Raw genomic sequence first — 20,381 nt, forward strand, 5'->3', positions numbered from 1 at the left:
ACAAATATTTCCTCTAAAAAGCCCTTTTGTAGATTAATTATAGAACTCCCAAATTGTGAACTTTGATAAATAACATTCTTATTTGTGGTGTGAAACACATTTTATTAACCTTAAAAAACCACACACATGGGTAGAATTATTAAGAATTGTTCCATGAAGAGAGTAGTCAAGTTAGCCTTACTCTTTGCTTTCCTGATTCCACTAAGTTCTTTAGCACAGAACATTCAACTGACAGGTACAGTAACCGATACAACAGGTGAAACTGTTATCGGTGCAAGTGTACTTGAAAAAGGTACTACTAACGGAGTTATTTCCAATATAGACGGTAACTTCTCACTAAACGTTTCCCCTAAGGCAATTATCGTTATTTCTTATGTAGGATACACTACTCAGGAAATTCCTCTTAACGGTGCAAAAAACATTAAGGTAGTATTGAAAGAAGATACTGAAATGTTGGAAGAAGTAGTAGTCATCGGTTATGGTACCATGAAGAAAAGTGATATGACAGGTGCCATTTCATCTGTTGACGTCGAAGAACTATCCAAACGTACCACCACCAACCCCGCCGAAGCGCTGCAAGGTAAAATCGCCGGTGTAAACATTATGAAAGCAGGTGGTAACGCCGGTGCCGGCGTACAAGTAAAAATTCGTGGCGTAAAGACTTTTGGAGATAACGAACCTCTTTATATCATCGATGGTTTCCCGGGTGATATAAATGCTGTCAACCCGCAGGATATTCAAGCCATGGAAGTACTGAAGGATGGTGCTGCCGCTGCCATATACGGTTCGGTTGCTGCCAATGGTGTAATCATCGTAACTACTAAAAATGGTAAGAAAGGTGAAACAAAAATAGATTTCAGTGCGTACGTAAGTATGACAAATGTAGCGAAAAAGCTCGACTTGCTGAATGCAGAGCAATATAAGAAAGTACATACACAAATGTATGAGAACTGGAACGCTCATGTAATGAATCATAAGTCGCAATACGACCCGAAAGGTAACGGTGCATGGGAAAAACAAATATTGGAACTAGAACCTTACATGACCAAGAATACTGGCATCGACACTGACTGGCAGGATGCCATGATGTGTACCGGTCTTTCACAGAACTATATGTTCAGTGTAAGAGGTGGTAGCGAAAATGCTCAATATTCCGTTTCGTACAATCACGCTGATGATAAAGGTATTTTCCTTGGCAATGATTACCGTCAGGATAATGCACGCCTAAAGCTGCACATGAGCAAATATATCTTTGATATTGACGCCAACATGGCTTTCAAATTCACAAATAGCAAACAGCCCGAATATCAGCTGAAAGAAATGTATATGATTTCTCCGCTGGTACCTATCTACAATGAAAATGAAGAATATGGCTTCGGTCTGACAAACTTCGATAACCTGCCCAACAATCGTAATGTCATGGCCGACCAGCACTACGAGAAATCTACAGATAAGAAGTATCATACCACCGCCAACGTAGCTTTAACTGCCAACTTCACTAAATGGTTGAGTTTCAAAACAAGTTATGCTTACCGTGGAGAGCATCAACGCCAAACTTACCATACACCGGCTTACATTTCCGACGTAAAAGCCAAGCGAGACTATCCGTATCATAGCGAAACCACCGCTTACTGGGAAGAGCATGTATGGGAGAATGTACTGAGTTTCAACAAAGTATTCGGTAAACATTCTGTCAATGCCATAGCCGGTACTTCAACCATGGCTCGCAAATATACATGGAATTCTGTAGGCGTAGAAGGTAAATCAACAACTTATAAGGTAGAGGACGGGCAATTGGTAATCGGTGAACAAGCAGGCGGTTTCCTCGATCTGGGCTTCTCTACAATCGGCGCAGGTGCAGGTGGTACTTACGACGGTGATGGAACTAAATGGGATTACAGACGCGTATCCTTCTTCGGTCGCGTAAATTATAACTACAACGATCGTTATCTGATTCAGGCAACTGTACGTTCCGACGGTTCTTCCAAGTTTGGTGCTGACAACCGTTGGGGTTTCTTCCCATCAATAGCTGTGGGCTGGAGAATCAGTGAAGAAGAATTTTTCCCAAAAGGTATTGCGCTGAACAATTTGAAATTACGTGCCAGTTGGGGACGTCTGGGTAACGAAAATGCCTTGGGATATTACGACTTCCTCGCTTTAATTTCTACTTATAACACTAAATACCAGGGATATGTAAAAGGTAACGGTGATAATGCATGGGCAGGAAGTATTGCCCGCGGGCTGGAGAATCGTTCGTTGAAATGGGAAACTACAGATACTAAGAATATTGGTCTTGACTTCGGTTTCTTCAACAACAAACTGACCGGTGCCATGAACTACTATTACAATCAAACCGAAGAACTCTTGATTACGAAAGCACTTCCACCTTCTGCCGGCTTGAACAACCCAATCCTGAATGTGGGTAAAATCCGCAACTCCGGCGTTGAAGTTGAGATAAACTGGGCTGACTCAAAAGGTGGTTTCGATTATAACATCGGTATGAATTTCAGTACAACCAAGAATAAAGTTGTAGAACTGGCAGACAAAGGACAGGTTCTTTACGGTGAAGGTTTGAAATATGGAACCGAACACTTCCCAACCCAGACGCGCGTTGGCAAACCCATTGGTGCATTCTATCTTTATAAGACCAACGGTTTGTTCCAAAGCAATGAAGAAGCCCGCCAATATGTAAATGCAGATGGAGACGAGTATCAGCCTTTCGCCGATGCCGGTGATATCCGCTTTGTAGATGTAAATGGAGACGGCTCTATTGATGACGACGATAAGGTCTATTGTGGATCGGGTATACCTACACTGGAAGTTAACCTGAATTTCTCTGCCGGCTATAAAGGCTTCGACCTTTCTGTTGTATTGGGTAGTGCATGGGGACACAAGATTTATAATGGTAACAAGTACTTCTATGAAGGCATGAACTCCGGTTCCAACTTCCTCACATCATCCTTGAATGCCTGGACACCTCAAAATACCAATACAAACATACCTCGCGCCATCTTCAACGATCCGAACGGTAACTTGAAGGAGTCTGACCGCTTCATTGAGAAAGGTGACTTTGTCCGCCTCCGTCAATTACAATTAGGTTATACCCTACCGAAAAAAATGATGCAAAAAGTATTCATCGAGAGATTGCGTTTTTATGTAAGTGGTGAAAACCTCTTCACAATCACCGGATACGACGGCATCGACCCCGAATTCTCACGTGTAAGTGTATTGAATACCGGTATTGATAAACTGATTTATCCGTTTACCCGTTCATTCACTTTGGGTGCCCAACTTACTTTCTAACTCATTTAACATTGTATAAACATGAAAAAAGTAATATATATAGCCAGCCTTTGTTTTGCATCGCTCTTTGTGAGCTCTTGCGATGATCATCTAACCTTAGAATCTCCCGACCAGTTGACTTCGGGAAGTTTCTGGCGTAACGAAAGTGATGCACAAGCCGGAATATCGGCTGCATATTCGCAATTAGAATACTACATTGACACCTGGGAATTTGCCGAAGTTAAATGGCCGGTGGAAGCTTACCGTGAAGACATTATCAATATGGGTAACGATGCACGTAACTATCCCAACTGGTTGGAACTCTACAATTTCACTTACACAAACGGTAACTCACAGTTCAGCAATTATTGGTGGAACAACTACAAAGGAGCCAGCTTTGCCAATCAGGTAATAGAGAAAGTGACAGAAATGGAAGAAGGAACTATCGACCCTACTGTCCGCACACAAATTATAAACGAAGGTTATTTTCTTCGTGCTTACTATCACCTTAAACTGCTTTTGAATTGGAAAGAAATTATCATCCGTGATAAGTATATCACCAGCCAGGCAGAATTAAGCAAAGGACTTTCACCGCGTCCCGATACCTGGGATTTTATTATAGAAGATTTAAAGCGAGCCACTGCTCTCCCTTCTTCTTATGACAACGACAACATCGGTCGTGCCACCAGTGGGGCAGCCAATGCCTATTTAGGTTTTGCCTATCTGACACGCGCTTATGAAGAATCTGACAAGAAGACAGAATATTTGAATGAGGCACTTACAGCACTAAACAATGTCAAGGGCTACGAACTGGTAAAGAAGTTTTCAAGTATGTTTGACGCCAGCAACAAAAACAGCAAAGAATCTATCTTTGAGTTGCAAACTTCCATGAGTAGCGCCAATGGTGCTAACTATCGCACTCAACTCCACCGTTGGATAGGTACATCCGAACTTTGGGGATGGGATGAGATTCTTCCGAGTAATGTATTGATGGAAGCGTACATGAAAGAAGGTGAGATTGCCACAACCGGACGCTATGACTCACGCTTGTACGAGAGTGTATTCTTCCAATGTGATTATTTCAATGATGGAAGCGGACGTGTTTACGGAGGCGATTATGACAACTGGTTCTGTAGTTTCGATGAAAAGAATAACCCTATTCCTGGTACAAGTTACAACCGTCCTTCTTTCCGCAAGTTCATGCCCACCGACTATGATGGCTTATACAATAATTATTGTGCCATCAACATTCCTTTGATGCGTTATGCCAATGTACTACTGATGAAGGCGGAAGTATTGAACGAGCAAGGACATCCCGAACAAGCCATTCCACTGATTAATGAAATCAGAAATGTGCATGGAGACATGCCTGCTATGAAAGGAACTTCACAACAGGAGGTACGTGAGCAAATAGAACATGAACGCATGATTGAATTCCCGCTGGAAAACTGGCGCTGGTATGATTTACGCCGTTGGGGCAAATTAGCTTCAGCACTGGCTGATGCAGGGCGCGCCGGCTTTAATGCAGAGAAGAATTCGTTCTATCCTATTCCGTTGACTGAAATCAATTCGAACGACCAAATTAACAAATAAATTCTCTCTTCATTCAATATGACATCCTGACGAGACGGTATTTACTTACAGTGATACCGCCTCGTTATATTCAAATGAATTATCTTTGCCCTCAAAAACGACATAGATATGTTTACAATTATCGGACTGATGCTCACAGGAATGCTGCTGGGCTACCTCTTACGGAAACGGAATTTAAGTAAAATACATAAGGTTATCACAGTACTGATCTGGGTACTGCTCTTCATTCTCGGTATTGAAGTGGGAGGAAACGAGCAGATTATCAAAGGACTGCACACCATTGGCTTTGAAGCCGTCATACTCACCATAGGTGGAACTCTGGGAAGTGTGATTGCCGCTTGGGCACTGTGGAGAGCCTTATACAAACGGAAAGGAGGACAAGCATGAAAGGAAGTCTTATCATAGTCGGCTTTTTTGTGCTGGGTACACTTTGCGGAGTCTTTCACCTGATACCTATCGACATCGTAGTAAATAGTAAAGTCAGCTTTTATGCACTTTGCGCACTGATGTTCTGTGTAGGGCTAAGCGTAGGCAATGACCCACAAACGTTGAAAAATTTCCGTTCACTCAATCCACGGTTGATATTCCTGCCTATCATGACCATTCTGGGCACGTTGGCAGGTTCTACCGCAGTCAGCCTGATACTGACACACCGTTCCCTGACAGATTGCCTGGCTGTAGGTTCGGGCTTCGGTTACTATTCACTCTCCAGTATCTTCATTACCGAATATAAAGGAGCTGAATTAGGAACAATTGCCCTGCTCGCCAACATCAGCCGCGAGATTCTGACCTTGCTGGCTGCACCGTTACTGGTACGCTGGTTCGGTAACCTCGCCCCTATCTCTGCCGGAGGGGCAACTACAATGGACACCACACTGCCCATTATTACACGAACGGCCGGACAACAATTTGTAGTTGTCTCCATCTTCCACGGATTTGTGGTGGATTTCAGCGTTCCGTTCCTTGTGACACTGTTTTGTTCAATTTAATATTGTTTTGAACTTAAAGCAAATTATCATGAAAGCCAAAGTTTATACCTTACTCTTTTCCTCATTGCTTTGTGTTTCTGCCCTGGCTGATAACGAACCTTGGCAGAACCCACAAATCAACGAGATAAACAGAGAGCCGATGTATGCGCACTTCATTCCGTTTACGAATGAAACCAACGCTTTGAAACAACGCTCTCTCCCCGCCGATGTGCGTTTCGACGTGAATCCTGCGACAGAAAGACGAGTTTCTCTGGATGGAACCTGGAAATTCCTGTTCTCAAAGAATAACGATCTTTGTCCCAAGGATTTTCATAAACCCGGATACAATACCCGGAAGTGGAGCAAAATACAAGTTCCCGGAAGTTGGGAACTGCAAGGATTCGATGCTCCTATCTATACGGATACCCGCTATCCATTTCCTGCCAATCCTCCGTATGTGCCTGCCGATTACAATCCGGTAGGAGCTTACATCCGTGAGTTTACCGTCCCGAATGGTTGGGAAGGTATGGATATCTTCCTTGACTTCGAAGGAGTGGAATCCGCTTATTATGTATGGGTGAACGGTGAACTTGCCGGATATGCCGAAGACAGCCGTCTGCCGTCTCACTTCAACGTTACGAAGTTGTTGAAAAAAGGCAGTAATAAACTTGCCGTGAAAGTATTCCGTTACAGCGACGGCTCCTATCTTGAAGGGCAGGACTACTGGAAATACAGTGGCATTGAGCGAGATGTATATCTCTATGCCCGTCCGCAAAGCCGTGTCCGTGATTTCCGTATGACTGCCGAGTTAGTCAATGATTACAAAGATGGGGAACTAGACCTCGATATATTACTTCACCAGCCGAAAGTCGGAGAAACCGTCGAAGTTAAGATATTGGATGGAGACAAGGAGATTTACAACCGGAAGAAATCCATCACTTCCACCACCGATACTCTGTTCAGCCAACAGGAGATTTTCCCGAATATACGTGCATGGAATGCTGAAACGCCAAATACTTACACATTAGTAGTCAGTACCTTCGACGCCCAGGGAAAACCACTGGAATCTTTCACTCACCTTTTTGGTTTCCGCACGGTAGAAATGCGCAACGGAATGCAGATGATCAACGGGAAAGCAGTACTGTTTAAAGGAGTAAACCGTCACGAGCACGATCCGCACAAAGGACGCACTATCAGTGTTGCTTCCATGATACATGATATTCAGTTGATGAAGCAATTCAACCTGAACGGTGTACGCAACTGTCACTATCCGAACTATTCTGCCTGGTACGAGCTTTGCACCGAATTCGGTCTGTACGTGGTAGATGAAGCCAACATCGAAAGTCATGGCATGATGGATCATAAGGATGGTACGCTGGCTAATTATACGGATTGGGAACGCCCCTTCATGGAGCGCATGAGCCGCATGATTGCACGCGACCGTAACTACTCAGCCATCGTCACCTGGTCCATGGGTAATGAATCCGGGTATGGCAAACATTTTGAAACGCTGTATGATTATACTAAGAAAATAGATCCGACTCGTCCGGTACAATACGAAGGAGGCGGCTACGATGCAAAAAGCGACATTTACTGTCCGATGTATGCACGTATCTGGTCACTGCGCCGCCACATCAATCAGCGTGACAAACGCCCCTTGATTATGTGTGAATACGCCCATGCGATGGGCAACAGCATAGGAAACTTCCAGGATTACTGGGATTTGATTTATAAGTATGACCAGCTACAGGGCGGATTTATCTGGGACTGGGTAGACCAGACATTCGCCATCAAAGATAAAAACAACCGTGATATCTGGGCATTCGGAGGCGACATGGGCTTTGTAGGCATCGTCAACGACTCTAACTTCTGTGCCAACGGATTGGTAGCCGCCGACCGTTCTCTCCATCCGCACATCTATGAGGTAAAGAAAGTATTGCAATACATTCACTTCGAACCGATAGCTTTTACTCCGAACAAGATAAAAGCCAGCAATCGACATGATTTCATCGGCTTGGAAGGATATATCCTGCGTTGGGCAGTAGAGTGCGACGGAAAAGCGGTACAAGGAGGTGAAATGGACTTCCCCGTAATCACTCCGGGAAACTCTGCCAATATAGAATTACCCTTGAAAGCATTGCCTGCCGACGGTAAGGAATACTTCCTGACTCTGCGCGCATTCACCAAGCATGAAGCTCCGCTGATACCGAAAGGACATGAAGTGGCCATCGAGCAATGGATACTCCCCACGACTCAAATCGCCGGAAAGGTTCAGCCCGCCAACAATACATTGGCAATAGACCGGAATAACGAAGCAATCACACTGAAAGGAAATAACTTCCAGATAGCCTTCTCTGCCCAAAACGGTGAGATAACAGAACTAATCTACCATGGAAAGAATCTGATAAAAGAGGGATTACAACCCAACTTCTGGCGTCCGTTGACGGACAACGATATTCCTAATGGACACCTCAATCGCTGCGCCACCTGGAAGACTGCCGGAAAGGATGCTAAACTGGAGAATCTGGAAGTTACGGAGAAACAGCAGATTGCCACCGTAACGGCTACTTATAAGATGGAAGCGCAAGGCTCTACATTGCAAACGATCTATGATATTCATCCTGACGGTGCTGTCCGGGTGAGCATGCACTTCACCCCGGGCAAACAGGCACTGAGTGAAATGCCTCGTCTGGGTATGCGCATGATACTTCCGGCAGAATATGAAATGATGTCCTGGCTAGGACGCGGTCCGCAGGAAAACTATGCAGACCGGAAGACAGGAGCATTGATAGGCCTGTATAATGCTACGGTTTGGGAACAATTCCATCCGTATGTACGTGCCCAGGAAACGGCCAATCACTGTGATGTACGTTGGACTGCCCTACGCAATGCCGCCGGAGAGGGTTTACTGATTACGGGAGAAGAGCCTCTGAGCGTAAGCGTCTGGAACTTCCCGATGGAGGACATTGAATATCGTCCCTCGCAGGTGGAACGCCGTCATGGAGGAAGTATCCTGAAAAAGGATATAATTTGGCTGAACATCGATCATCGGCAGATGGGTGTGGGGGGTGACAATACCTGGGGAGCACAGGTACATCCCGAATACACCATCACGCCACAAGAGTGGAAATACAGTTTCACACTGCAACCGCTCGAAGCAAAAGATGATGCAGCGGAACAGGCTCACAAATGTTGGTTCTGAGAGATAAATGATAATTTATCACCTAAAAAGAAATCATTAATTATAAATTAGATCATGCGACACAAGTTTATACACATCATTTGTTTTACTCTGTTGGTTGCAGGTATCGCCGCCTGCACTCCCGGCAACAAAAACACTGCAGAGAAGCGGTATACCTTCAACAATATATTGGATATCGCCTACACTCCCGATACCTTGCACCGCTGTTACGGCTGGTTCACAGATGCCGGCTCGTGGATGGGTTTCACTCTTCCCGAGAAAGAGAATTGGGTAAACGGTTTCTGCGGCCCGTTCAGTCTGGATATGTTCCGCCGCCAGTGGATGGCTCAATCCGCTGTTACGGTAGGTTTTAGTCAGAAAATCTCAGATACCTTTGTGCCTGACTCCACCTGTTACTATCCCGGAGAACTGTATATGTCCGCCCATTCCGGCAACGGAACTATCACCCAACGGCTTAACTTCGTAAGTGCCTCCACCGCATTGCTTCGTATAGAAGCCGACAAAGCGGAAGAACTGATGCTGACCGGTAGTCAATGGGGGAAGAATATAACCGTAAGCGTAGAGCAGAACTCTGTAATAGCCCGCCATCCCAGTGGAGAAAGCGTAACTGTAACGTTCCCTCCCGATGTGGCACTTACCGGAACGGATAACAATTATACCGCCCTTATCCACCCCTCTAAGTATCCCGTAAATGTAGCCATTTCCTTCTTCACCTCCGAAAAGGAAATGACAGCCGGATTACAGAACCTCCCCAACCTGCTCAATAATCCCGAGAAAGCATTGCAGGCCAATGCCGAACGTTGGGAAGGATACCTGACGAAGATACTGCGTACCGACATGAAACCCGAATATGACCGCATCGCCGTGAAAGCCGTAACCACTCTTATCTCCAACTGGCGCACCCACCGTGGCGGTCTGTTGCACGAGGGAATCGTTCCAAGTCATGCAGCAAGCTACTTCGTAGGTTTCTGGGCATGGGACACCTGGCGTTTCAGTGCGGGGACTGCTAAGTTCGATCCTGAACTGGCAAAGAATAACATCCGCGCCATGTTCGATTATCAGCAACCGGACGGCATGGTAATCGACTGTATCTACACTGATCCATCCGAAAACAATGCGCGCGACAGCAAGCCACCCCTTGTATGTTGGGCTGTAGACAAGATTTTCACGCATACAGGCGACACGGCTTTCGTTTCCGAGATGTATCCGCAACTGCTTTCTTATTATAAATGGTGGTATCAGAAACGCGACCATAACCATAACGGTATGTGTGAATACGGCTCCACAGACGGTACTCTGGAAGCAGCCGCTTGGGAAAGCGGAATGGACAATGCCATCCGTTTTGACGATGCCATGATGTTGAAAAACGATGGAAGCGAAGATGCCTGGAGTATGGACCAGGAAAGTGTAGACCTGAACGCCTACCTGGCACTGGAATGTAAAATGCTGAAGAAGTTTGCCGGATTACTGAATGTCCCATTCGACGGTCCTGACTATAGCGACAAAGTAGCCGATTATTTCTTTGATCCCAAACTCAACTTCTTCTTTGACCGCCGCCTGAAAGACGGTTCATTTATTGAAGAACCGGGATGCGAAGCCTATACTCCGCTGTGGACACAAATTGCCACGCAAGAACAGGTAGACAAGATGCTGCCCATGCTTCAAGATACAGCAAAGTTCTCAACGTATATTCCTTTCCCCACCATTGCCGCGGATAATCCCAAGTATAACCCACGCGGCTACTGGCGTGGTCCTATCTGGCTGGATCAAACTTACTTTGCCATCCGCGGACTCCGCAACTACGGTTATCATAAGCTCGCCGATGAATATACCTTGCAGGTATTCGACCGCCTGAACGGACTGAAAGAAGGAGCGCCCGTCCACGAGAACTACGGCACTCACACCGGAGAGCGACTAAAAGCACCGCATTTTAGTTGGAGTTCCTCCCATCTGCTGATGATGTACGATGATTACGGAAAGTAATTCCTGCGTGAGGGATAGCTTTCCTTGGAAATCTATCCCTCTATGATTTCATAGCTACGCTAATATTGTTTTGGAAAATGTCACTTATGTCTCAGAATGCTGCACCGGCAGTATTTTGTTGTTTTATAATGATGTAGGTAATGGTTGAATGTTCTACATTTGTAAACAGAGTATATGGTTTTCGCACCGTATATCATGCATGAACCAGTATTTTATTAATCTATAAAACAGCAACCATGAAGAAAAATTTTCTTTTAGCAGCGAGTTTTTTCTTCATCTTTTGTCTGGAAGCCGGTGCTCAGAAAAGAGATGAAGTAACCTGGGAGAAATTCGAGGACATCACCATCCCCATTCCTCCCTCAACTCACCCCCGACTCTATGTACGTCCCGCCAATTTACCGGATTTAAAGAAACGGATGGATCACCCGCAAGTAAAAGCAAATCTGGCAACCTTGCGTAAACTTGGCATAGACCGCACCGCAGAGGAAGAGGCAAAAGTAACCGACAGAGGCTTCCGCTACTACTTCGAGATGCGGGGAGTAACCAGCCGTGTACAAGTACAAGCTCTCGACTATCTGGTATATGGTGACAAGAAGCAAGCCAGACGCGCCATCACTTCCATGCTCGATTCATTACAGCATACCAATTTCGGAACCAAACAAGACTTATCGCGCGCCAGCGGAGTCATGCTGATGTGCGGCGCAATGGTATATGACTGGTGCTACGACCAGATGAAAGAATCGGAAAAGAAAGCATATATAGAATCGTTCATCCGAATCTCCAAGACCATGGAATGCGGTTATCCACCCAAAAATAACGAACCCATAGCCGGACACTCTTCCGAATGGATGATCTTGCGGGACATGCTTTCAGCCGGTATTGCTATCTACGACGAATATCCGGATATGTACCTCCATGTCATCCGAATGTTGTACAAGGATTACTTGCCGGTAAGAAATTACATCTATTCCGGCCATAATTATCATCAGGGAACAAGTTATGTCAATGTGCGTTTCAGCAATGACCTGTTCTCCTTATGGATTCTGGATCGTATGGGAGCCGGCGCAATCTACAATCCCGCGCAACAATTCGTACCATACGACTTCCTGTACCGCCGTCGTCCGGACGGACAAGTAATGCCCGCAGGCGATACGAATCCTAACAAAAGGAACATTCCTTCTTACTCCCTGCCCGCCATGCTCGCTTCCAGTTTCTATAAAGACAATTATCTGGCTTACGAATACGAACTCAAACCCAAGTTAGAAAGCCACTGCCTCATCTTCGAGATACTGTGGAGAGATTTTGATTTGAAAGCCAAGGCTCCTGATGACTTGCCGCTGACCCGATACTCAGGCTCACCTTTCGGGTGGATGATAGCGCGTACAGGATGGGACAAAAACAGCGTGATTGCCGAAATGAAAATCAATGAACAATTCTTTGGTAACCATCAACACATGGACGGTGGTTCGTTTCAACTTTATTATAAAGGCCCGTTGGCAATAGATGCCGGAGCTTACCAAGGAAGTTCCGGCGGATATAACAGCCCGCACAACAAAAATTTCTTCAAACGTACCATTGCCCATAACTCATTGTTAGTATACAACCCGAACGAGAAATTTGCCAGCTGGAATTATGGCGGACAAGATAAAACGGAATTTGCCGATAATGACGGTGGACAACGCATGCCGGGCGACCGCTGGGAAACCTGCCGCTCTTTTAAAGATTTATTAAGCAAGGAATATACTACAGGTAAAGTCCTGGGACATGGTTTCGGCCCCGATGCCAATAAACCTGACTATTCTTATCTGAAAGGTGACATCACGCAAGCCTATACAGACAAGGTAAAAGAAGCGAAACGCTCTTTTGTTTTCCTCAACCTGCACGCTACCGAAGTGCCTGCCGCCTTAATTGTGTTTGATAAAGTAGTCTCTGCCGACCCTCAGTTCAAGAAGTTCTGGCTACTGCACAGTATAGAAGAGCCGATAATAGAAAGTAACCGTTTCACCGTCAAACGCACCAAAAACGAAGACACCGGCATGTTACAGAATCAAGTGTTGCTCCCCGAAATTCAAGATGCACGGATAGAGAAAATCGGTGGAAAAGGAAAAGAATTTTGGGTATTCGGCACCAATTATGCCAACGATGCCATGCCGAGACGTCCCGACGACGCCAACGAAAGAGGCGCATGGCGTATAGAAATATCACCTGCAACCGCTACTGCCGAAAATTACTTTCTGAATGTAATGCAAGTAGCTGACAACACCTGTCTGCAAATGAATGAAGTAAAACGCATCGACGCAGATAAAATAGTAGGCGTACAGATAGCCGACCGCGTCGTCACCTTCAGCAAAAACAGCCAGCCGCTGCCCGGTAAATTTAATTTCACGGTAAGTGGCGGCCAAACTATGAAGTTTGTCATTACCGACCTTATTCCGGGAACCTGGCAAATTAAGAAAGACGGCAAGGTATATATTCCCGCACTGGAAGTTCGTACAGACGATGGTATCCTTTCTTTTGAAGGTACTGCCGGACGGTATGAATTTCTTCGATAAAAAGAAAGCCATCTGTCAATGTAGAAGAAGTCATTGACAGATGGCTTATTTATTAAGTTTCCTCACCCCCGTTTTTCAGGCAACTTTCCTTAGAAGAGACTCCACGCAACCGTCAGTCCGGCCATCACAATAGCTACCATACTCATCAGCTTGATAAGTATATTCAAACTCGGACCGGAAGTATCTTTGAATGGGTCACCTACCGTATCGCCTACCACAGTAGCTTTATGTACTTCGCTACCCTTACCGCCAAAGTTACCTTCTTCCACATATTTCTTTGCATTATCCCATGCACCGCCCGCATTCGCCATAAAGATGGCAAGGACGAAGCCGCTACTCAACCCACCGATCAGCAAACCCAGAACACCGGGAACGCCAAAGATAAGTCCCGTTGCAATCGGAGCAATAATGGCTATCAGTGAAGGAACCACCATCTCACGCTGTGCCCCTTTTGTAGAGATAGCCACACAACGCTCGTAATCCGGTTCTGTTTCACCGGTAAGAATACCCTTGATTTCACGGAACTGACGGCGCACTTCGTCCACCATGTGAGCAGCAGCACGACCAACAGCGTTCATTGTCAATCCGCAGAAGAGGAATGCCATCATACTACCCAGGAACATACCCGAAAGAACCTTCGGATTCATCAACGTCACATCATAATGATGCATGAAGTCAAAGAAAGTGGCATCCTGGAGACCCACGGCATCCCCATGAGGAAGTGTTAATTCCGTAGTTCCCAAACGAGTCAGTCCGATACGGATTTCTTCAATATAAGAGGCAAGCAGGGCAAGTCCCGTAAGTGCAGCCGAACCAATGGCAAACCCCTTTCCGGTAGCGGCAGTAGTATTACCCAAAGAGTCGAGAGCATCCGTACGTTTACGTACTTCCGCACCCAGACCGGACATCTCAGCGTTACCACCGGCATTGTCGGCAATAGGACCGTAAGCATCCGTAGCAAGCGTGATACCCAAGGTAGAAAGCATACCTACGGCAGCAATACCGATACCGTAAAGTCCCATGCCTACATTATTGAAATCGAACCCCGATGCAAACAGGTAGGAAGCAATGATACCGACTACCACAGCAATCACAGGAATCGCAGTAGACAGCATACCCAAACCGATACCGGAGATAATTACCGTAGCCGGGCCAGTCTTTCCGCTTTCGCTCAACTTCTGAGTAGGACGGTAAGATTGTGAGGTATAGTATTCTGTAGAACGTCCGATGATGATGCCAACTACCAGACCGACTATAACGGCACAAGATATCCACATCCAGTTATCAAGTTTCAATAGCCAAAGAATAAAGAAAGCAGCCACTACAATCAGCACTGAACTCAGGTTCGTACCGAAAGCCAACGAAGCGAGCAGGTCTTTCATCTTCGCATTCTCCTTGGTACGTACTGCGAAGATACCGATAATAGAAAGAAGAATACCTACGGCTGCAATCAGCATCGGAGCTATAACAGCTTTGAATTGCATGGCCGTATCTCCCGTATGAATAAAGGCAGCGGCACCCAGAGCGGCAGTTGCCAGGATAGAGCCACAATAGCTTTCATAGAGGTCTGCACCCATACCGGCTACATCGCCTACGTTGTCACCTACATTATCGGCAATCGTTGCAGGGTTACGAGGGTCATCTTCGGGAATACCGGCCTCAACCTTACCTACCAGGTCAGCGCCTACATCGGCAGCTTTCGTATAAATACCTCCACCTACACGGGCAAAGAGCGCTTGTGTAGAAGCACCCATTCCGAAAGTAAGCATGGTGGTAGTGATGATACAGAGTTTATGAGTCGGAGTCAAAACATCTTCCGGTATAACCGCATTCAATAACAGGTACCAGAAAGAGATGTCGAGCAAGCCCAAGCCCACTACAACCAGTCCCATTACCGCACCGCTACGGAAAGCAACACGCAATCCTGCATTCAGTGAATCACGGGCAGCATTTGCCGTACGTGCCGAAGCATACGTTGCCGTCTTCATACCGAGAAATCCGGAAAGTCCGGAGAAGAAACCACCCGTCAGGAAGGCAATCGGTACCCAGTGATTTTGTACATCGAAACCGTATGCCATAATAGAGAAAAGGATCACAAGTCCCAGAAATACCCAGCCAACTATCTTATACTGTTGTTTCAGATAAGACATCGCGCCTTTACGCACAGCAGCGGCAATCTTTATCATTTGCGGAGTACCCTCACTCTCTTTCATCATTTGCTTATGGAAATAGTAAGCAAAGCAGAGAGCTAAAACGGAAGCGGCCGGAATCAGCCAGAAAAGCAAACTGTCCATGGTGTTATTCGTATTAAAAGGTTGATTGAAAGTCTAAAAGTATTGATTTGAAACGAAATAAACAAAAAATAAATAGAATTATTTGCTTTTAAACTATATGATCTACTTTCATCACAGCTCATACAACTCACATAAACTATGCCCCAACCCTATATTTTCATACAAAAGAAGAGTTAGTTACATAAATAACAAAATAATTACTACATTTGCTTGCTATATAAAAAAAGAACCTTATGAACAAAAAATCTATTATACTATGTATCTTCTATGCATGGATGTCTATATTGTGCTACGGACAAACAGGTCGCCTATTTACAGCAGATCAGGAGTTATCGAGCAGCATGATAAATTCTATCTATCAAGACCATAACGGAATTATCTGGATTGCCACAGAAGATGGACTAAACAAATATGACGGTGCCAAATTCTCTATCTACAAAAGCGACAAAAACGATGAACACTCCTTAGCAAACAATTATGTACGTTGTGTCTTTGAAAGCAGCAAGAAGGAGTGTTTTGTAGGAACATTAAGTGGATTACAACACTACAGTGCTGATGCCGACCGCTTTACCGATATCCCACTGATTCTGCAAGATGGTATAATAGTAGAGCCTAACGTAGCCGCCATAGAAGAACTGAGTAACGGAGATTTATTAGTGGGTACCGCCGGTCAAGGATTGTTCAAGATTACAAACACCCATAAAGGACTGGTCGGAATTAGCATGGAGAAAAGAATCCCTATCCCCATCGTAAATGCGCTTCACGAAGACCGTAATGGTAACCTATGGATAAGTGCCGGTGAAAATGGAATTTTCAGAATAGACCGGAACCAACAACTACACTGCTATCAGAAAGGGGCAAACGAATCAGAATATACCATTAGTAGTATTTGTGAGACCCCCGACAAACAGATTTACATTGGTTCCTTAGGTAAAGGACTACTTAAATATAATCCAACTCTCGACTTATTTGAACCCATCATCTATGCCAATCACCCTGAATTACCTGTCAAAAGTCTTCTTCTTGCCACGCCGGACGAAATATACATTGGAACTGACGGATACGGTTTGAAAGTATATAACATTCAAAGTCGCACTATCACAGAAAATCAGTTAAACATCACCACTTTCAACCTTGACAAGTCAAAAATTCATTCCATTATGAAAGACCGTTTCGGCAATCTGTGGTTGGGATTCTTCCAAAAAGGGGTATTGCTGATTCCTGCCATTGCCAATGGTTTTCAATATATAGGATACAAATCCGTACGAAACAATATCATCGGTTCCAATTGTATTATGTCTGTCTGTAACGATCATGACGGCACATTATGGATAGGTACAGACAACGATGGTTTATACAAAGTGGAAAAGAATGGTAAACATACCGTCCACTTCCCTCCTACACAGGAAACCGGCTCAGTACCTTCAACCATCATGAGTATCTACGAAGACTCGCGTCAGAATCTTTGGATAGGTTCATACATGCAAAGTATGGCTAAGATTGACAAAGAAACCGGCCATTGCCAATATTTCAAAAGAAAAACCGATGCAGACAGCAAAGAAGGGAAACTGCGTGTATACAGCTTTGCAGAAGACAAACACGACCGACTCTGGATAGGCACCATGGGTAACGGACTTTACTACATAGATCTAAACACCGAAACCTTGCATCGCTATGAACAAGAAGACAGTACATACTATGCAACCGGCAACTTCTTGCCCGGTTACTGGATAACCAGCCTGTTACACAGTCATGACGAAAGACTCTATATCGGCACTTATGACGGGCTGGGTTGCCTTGACCTGAAAACCATGCACCTTGCCACCGCTTTCAACACCAATACACTCCTTCCAAATTCCGTCATCCATTCCCTTTATGAAGACAAAGAAGGCACTATATGGATAGGCACATCGGAGGGGTTGAAAGCCATGCATCCCCAAGAATATAAAATACGTGAATACACACAAAAAGACGGACTGCCTGGTGACATCATATGCGCCATCACCCAAGATATCAATGGCGCTTTATGGTTCAGTACCAACCACGGGATAGCACGCTACAACCCACAAAAAGGCAACTTTACCCCTTATTATGCCAATGATGGCCTGCAAGGTAATGAGTTCAGCAAAAGAGCCGTCTGTACCGACAATAACGGACATATTCTGTTCGGTGGAATTAACGGGGTTACCTATTTTAATCCTGCAGAAATAAAAGATATAGCTACCACTCCTTCCGTGCATCTCACCGGTTTCTATATACACAATCAAAGCGTCAACAGTAATACGTTGTCCGAAGGAAGAAGAATCATAGAAACCTCCGTTATGAATGCTCAACAGTTCAATCTGTCGCACAAACATAATTCTTTCAGCATGGAGTTTTCTGTCATGGAATTCTTCAATCCTGAACGCATTACTTATATGTACTCAGTCAACAACGGACAATGGATGACTATGCAATCAGGTATTAACCGGATATCTTTTAATGACATGACACCCGGCACTTACAAGTTCAGTATCAAGGCCAAAGATTATACTTTCTATTCCGAACCTAAAAATTTCATTGTCAATATCTCTCCCGCATGGTATGCATCAAATTGGGCCAAAGGAGTGTACCTGCTGATAGCACTGACCATAATTTACATCATTGGCGCACAGATACGCCATCGCTATCAAGTTCACCGAAAATTATTAGAACACATACATGCTGAAGAAATCAACGAGGCCAAGTTACAATTCTTCATCAACATCTCTCACGAAATCCGTACCCCGGTCACCCTTATCCTCAGCCCCCTGCAAAAACTAATGAGCAAGGACAGAAACGAAGAACGCCAAAAAAACTACCAAACCATCTCGCGTAACGCTGGACGTCTCCTCCAATTGGTGAATCAGCTACTGGACATCCGCAAGCTTGACAAAGGCCAGATGCAACTGAAATTTAGAGAAGTAGAAATAGTAGAGTTTATACGTAATCTATCCAGTAGCTTCGAATATCAGGCAAATGCCAAAAAGATTAGCTTGAACTTCCATCCCGATACAAAAGAACTACGTGCCTGGATAGATCCTGAAAATCTTGATAAGGCCATATTCAATGTACTCTCAAATGCATTTAAGTTCACCGAATCAGGAGGAGAAATCAATATCTACCTGCACACACATGAAGCGTATGAAACAAAACCAGCTTATTTTAAGATTGTAATAGAAGATAACGGTACGGGTATTGACGAAAAAGAAATAGAACGTATTTTCGACCGTTTTTATCAAGTTGCCAACAGATTAAATAATTCAGGTACCGGAATCGGTCTACATTTGACCAAATCGCTAGTTGAATTACATAAAGGAACAATCCATGCCGAAAATAATAAAGAAAAAGCCGGTTGCCGATTCATCATTCGCCTGCCATTAGGAAAAGAACACTTGAAACCGGAGGAAATAGAAGAAACTAACACTGAAGGACAGATCGCATCTGACAATAATCCGGTGTTACCCATATTCTTACCTGAAAATGAGGAAAAAGAAAGAATACGCACCAAAACCAAATATCGCATACTGATAGCAGATGATAATGAAGAGATACGCAGATACATACGTCAGGAACTAACCCCCGACTACCACATAACTGAATGTAACAATGGACAAGAAGCTTTTGAGCAAATCATAAAGGATGCACCCGACGCCCTTATCAGTGATGTCATGATGCCGGAAATGGATGGAATGACCCTCTGCCGGAAAATAAGACAAAACATTCTTGTCAGCCACATTCCGGTCATCCTGCTGACTGCCAAAATTAATGAAGAAAGTAATCTGGAGGCTTTAGAAGGAGGAGTGGATGCCTATATCACAAAACCGTTCAATATAGACGTTCTGAAAAAAACAATCCGAAATGTCATCTACAGGCATGAACTGATAAAAAATACCTTTAATGGAAGCATGGAACAAACTGACAAGATACAACCGATTGAGGTTCAATCACCGGATGAAAAGCTGATAGCGCGCATAATGACCATCATTAATAAGGAAATGGCAAACCCAAATCTCAGCGTGGAAATGATTGCAGCAGAAGCAGGAATCAGCCGTGTACACTTATATCGCAAAATAAAAGAATTTACCAACCAATCACCACGCAACTTTATACGCAATGTCCGGTTGAAACAAGCTGCCCTCCTACTTGCACAGAAACACCATAACATCACGGAAGTGGCAGAGGCGGTAGGTTTTGCCAACACCACCCATTTTTCGACAGCGTTCAAGGAATTATTCGGTATCTCGCCCACTACCTATATGGAACAGAGTGCCAACAACGCAAAGTCCAATATCGTGGATACCATGGAGAAAAATAAAGTGGAATGAAATAAAGCAAGCTGTCGGTTTATCAGTATAAGCACAATAGTTTAACAGCAATAGCCTGAAAGTTTACCGGTAATAATAGGTCGCTCAGTTCTATATTCTCTTTTTGAATTTTAGAAAATCCACAATTACCTTTTGATCAAAAAGTAAGAATATCAAACTAA

The 20,381-nt window shown here is 44.6% G+C and carries 9 protein-coding genes; 8 read left to right on the forward strand and 1 reads right to left on the reverse strand.

The window, feature by feature from the left end:
* Positions 1 to 126 precede the first annotated feature (126 nt).
* The 7 genes from VYM24_RS03535 to hepB all read left to right on the forward strand — a co-directional run bounded on the left by VYM24_RS03535 (position 127) and on the right by hepB (position 13,580).
* Positions 127 to 3,303, forward strand: coding sequence for a SusC/RagA family TonB-linked outer membrane protein (locus tag VYM24_RS03535; RefSeq protein ID WP_330941465.1), 3,177 nt, complete (start codon positions 127 to 129; stop codon positions 3,301 to 3,303).
* A gap of 21 nt (positions 3,304 to 3,324) precedes the next feature.
* Positions 3,325 to 4,875, forward strand: a complete 1,551-nt coding sequence (locus VYM24_RS03540; protein WP_330941466.1) for a RagB/SusD family nutrient uptake outer membrane protein — start codon at positions 3,325 to 3,327, stop codon at positions 4,873 to 4,875.
* 108 nt (positions 4,876 to 4,983) lie between these two features.
* Complete coding sequence (locus VYM24_RS03545; RefSeq protein WP_330941467.1) at positions 4,984 to 5,262, forward strand: LysO family transporter; 279 nt, start codon at positions 4,984 to 4,986, stop codon at positions 5,260 to 5,262.
* Positions 5,259 to 5,864, forward strand: a complete 606-nt coding sequence (locus tag VYM24_RS03550) for a LysO family transporter (RefSeq protein WP_330941468.1) — start codon at positions 5,259 to 5,261, stop codon at positions 5,862 to 5,864. Before VYM24_RS03545 ends, VYM24_RS03550 begins: the two co-directional genes overlap by 4 nt.
* 28 nt (positions 5,865 to 5,892) lie before the next feature.
* Positions 5,893 to 9,045 (forward strand): beta-galactosidase, LacZ type, encoded by a 3,153-nt coding sequence (gene lacZ / locus VYM24_RS03555; RefSeq protein ID WP_330941469.1) that lies wholly within the window; start codon positions 5,893 to 5,895, stop codon positions 9,043 to 9,045.
* A 54-nt stretch (positions 9,046 to 9,099) separates the two neighbouring features.
* Positions 9,100 to 11,028: an MGH1-like glycoside hydrolase domain-containing protein gene (locus VYM24_RS03560; RefSeq protein WP_330941470.1), complete on the forward strand. Its 1,929-nt coding sequence runs from the start codon at positions 9,100 to 9,102 to the stop codon at positions 11,026 to 11,028.
* Positions 11,029 to 11,264: 236 nt separating this feature from the next.
* Positions 11,265 to 13,580 (forward strand): heparin/heparin-sulfate lyase HepB, encoded by a 2,316-nt coding sequence (hepB, locus tag VYM24_RS03565; protein ID WP_291550943.1) that lies wholly within the window; start codon positions 11,265 to 11,267, stop codon positions 13,578 to 13,580.
* A gap of 89 nt (positions 13,581 to 13,669) precedes the next feature.
* Here the strand turns inward: hepB and VYM24_RS03570 are convergent, their stop codons facing one another.
* Complete coding sequence (locus tag VYM24_RS03570) at positions 13,670 to 15,874, reverse strand: sodium-translocating pyrophosphatase (protein ID WP_299091858.1); 2,205 nt, start codon at positions 15,872 to 15,874, stop codon at positions 13,670 to 13,672.
* Positions 15,875 to 16,107: 233 nt separating this feature from the next.
* Between VYM24_RS03570 and VYM24_RS03575 the strand changes: the two genes are divergently transcribed.
* Entirely contained in the window at positions 16,108 to 20,220 is a 4,113-nt protein-coding gene (locus VYM24_RS03575; RefSeq protein WP_299091861.1) for a hybrid sensor histidine kinase/response regulator transcription factor, read from the forward strand.
* Positions 20,221 to 20,381 lie beyond the last annotated feature (161 nt).

This window comes from Bacteroides sp. MSB163, assembly GCF_036416795.1.
Lineage (GTDB): Bacteria > Bacteroidota > Bacteroidia > Bacteroidales > Bacteroidaceae > Bacteroides > Bacteroides maternus.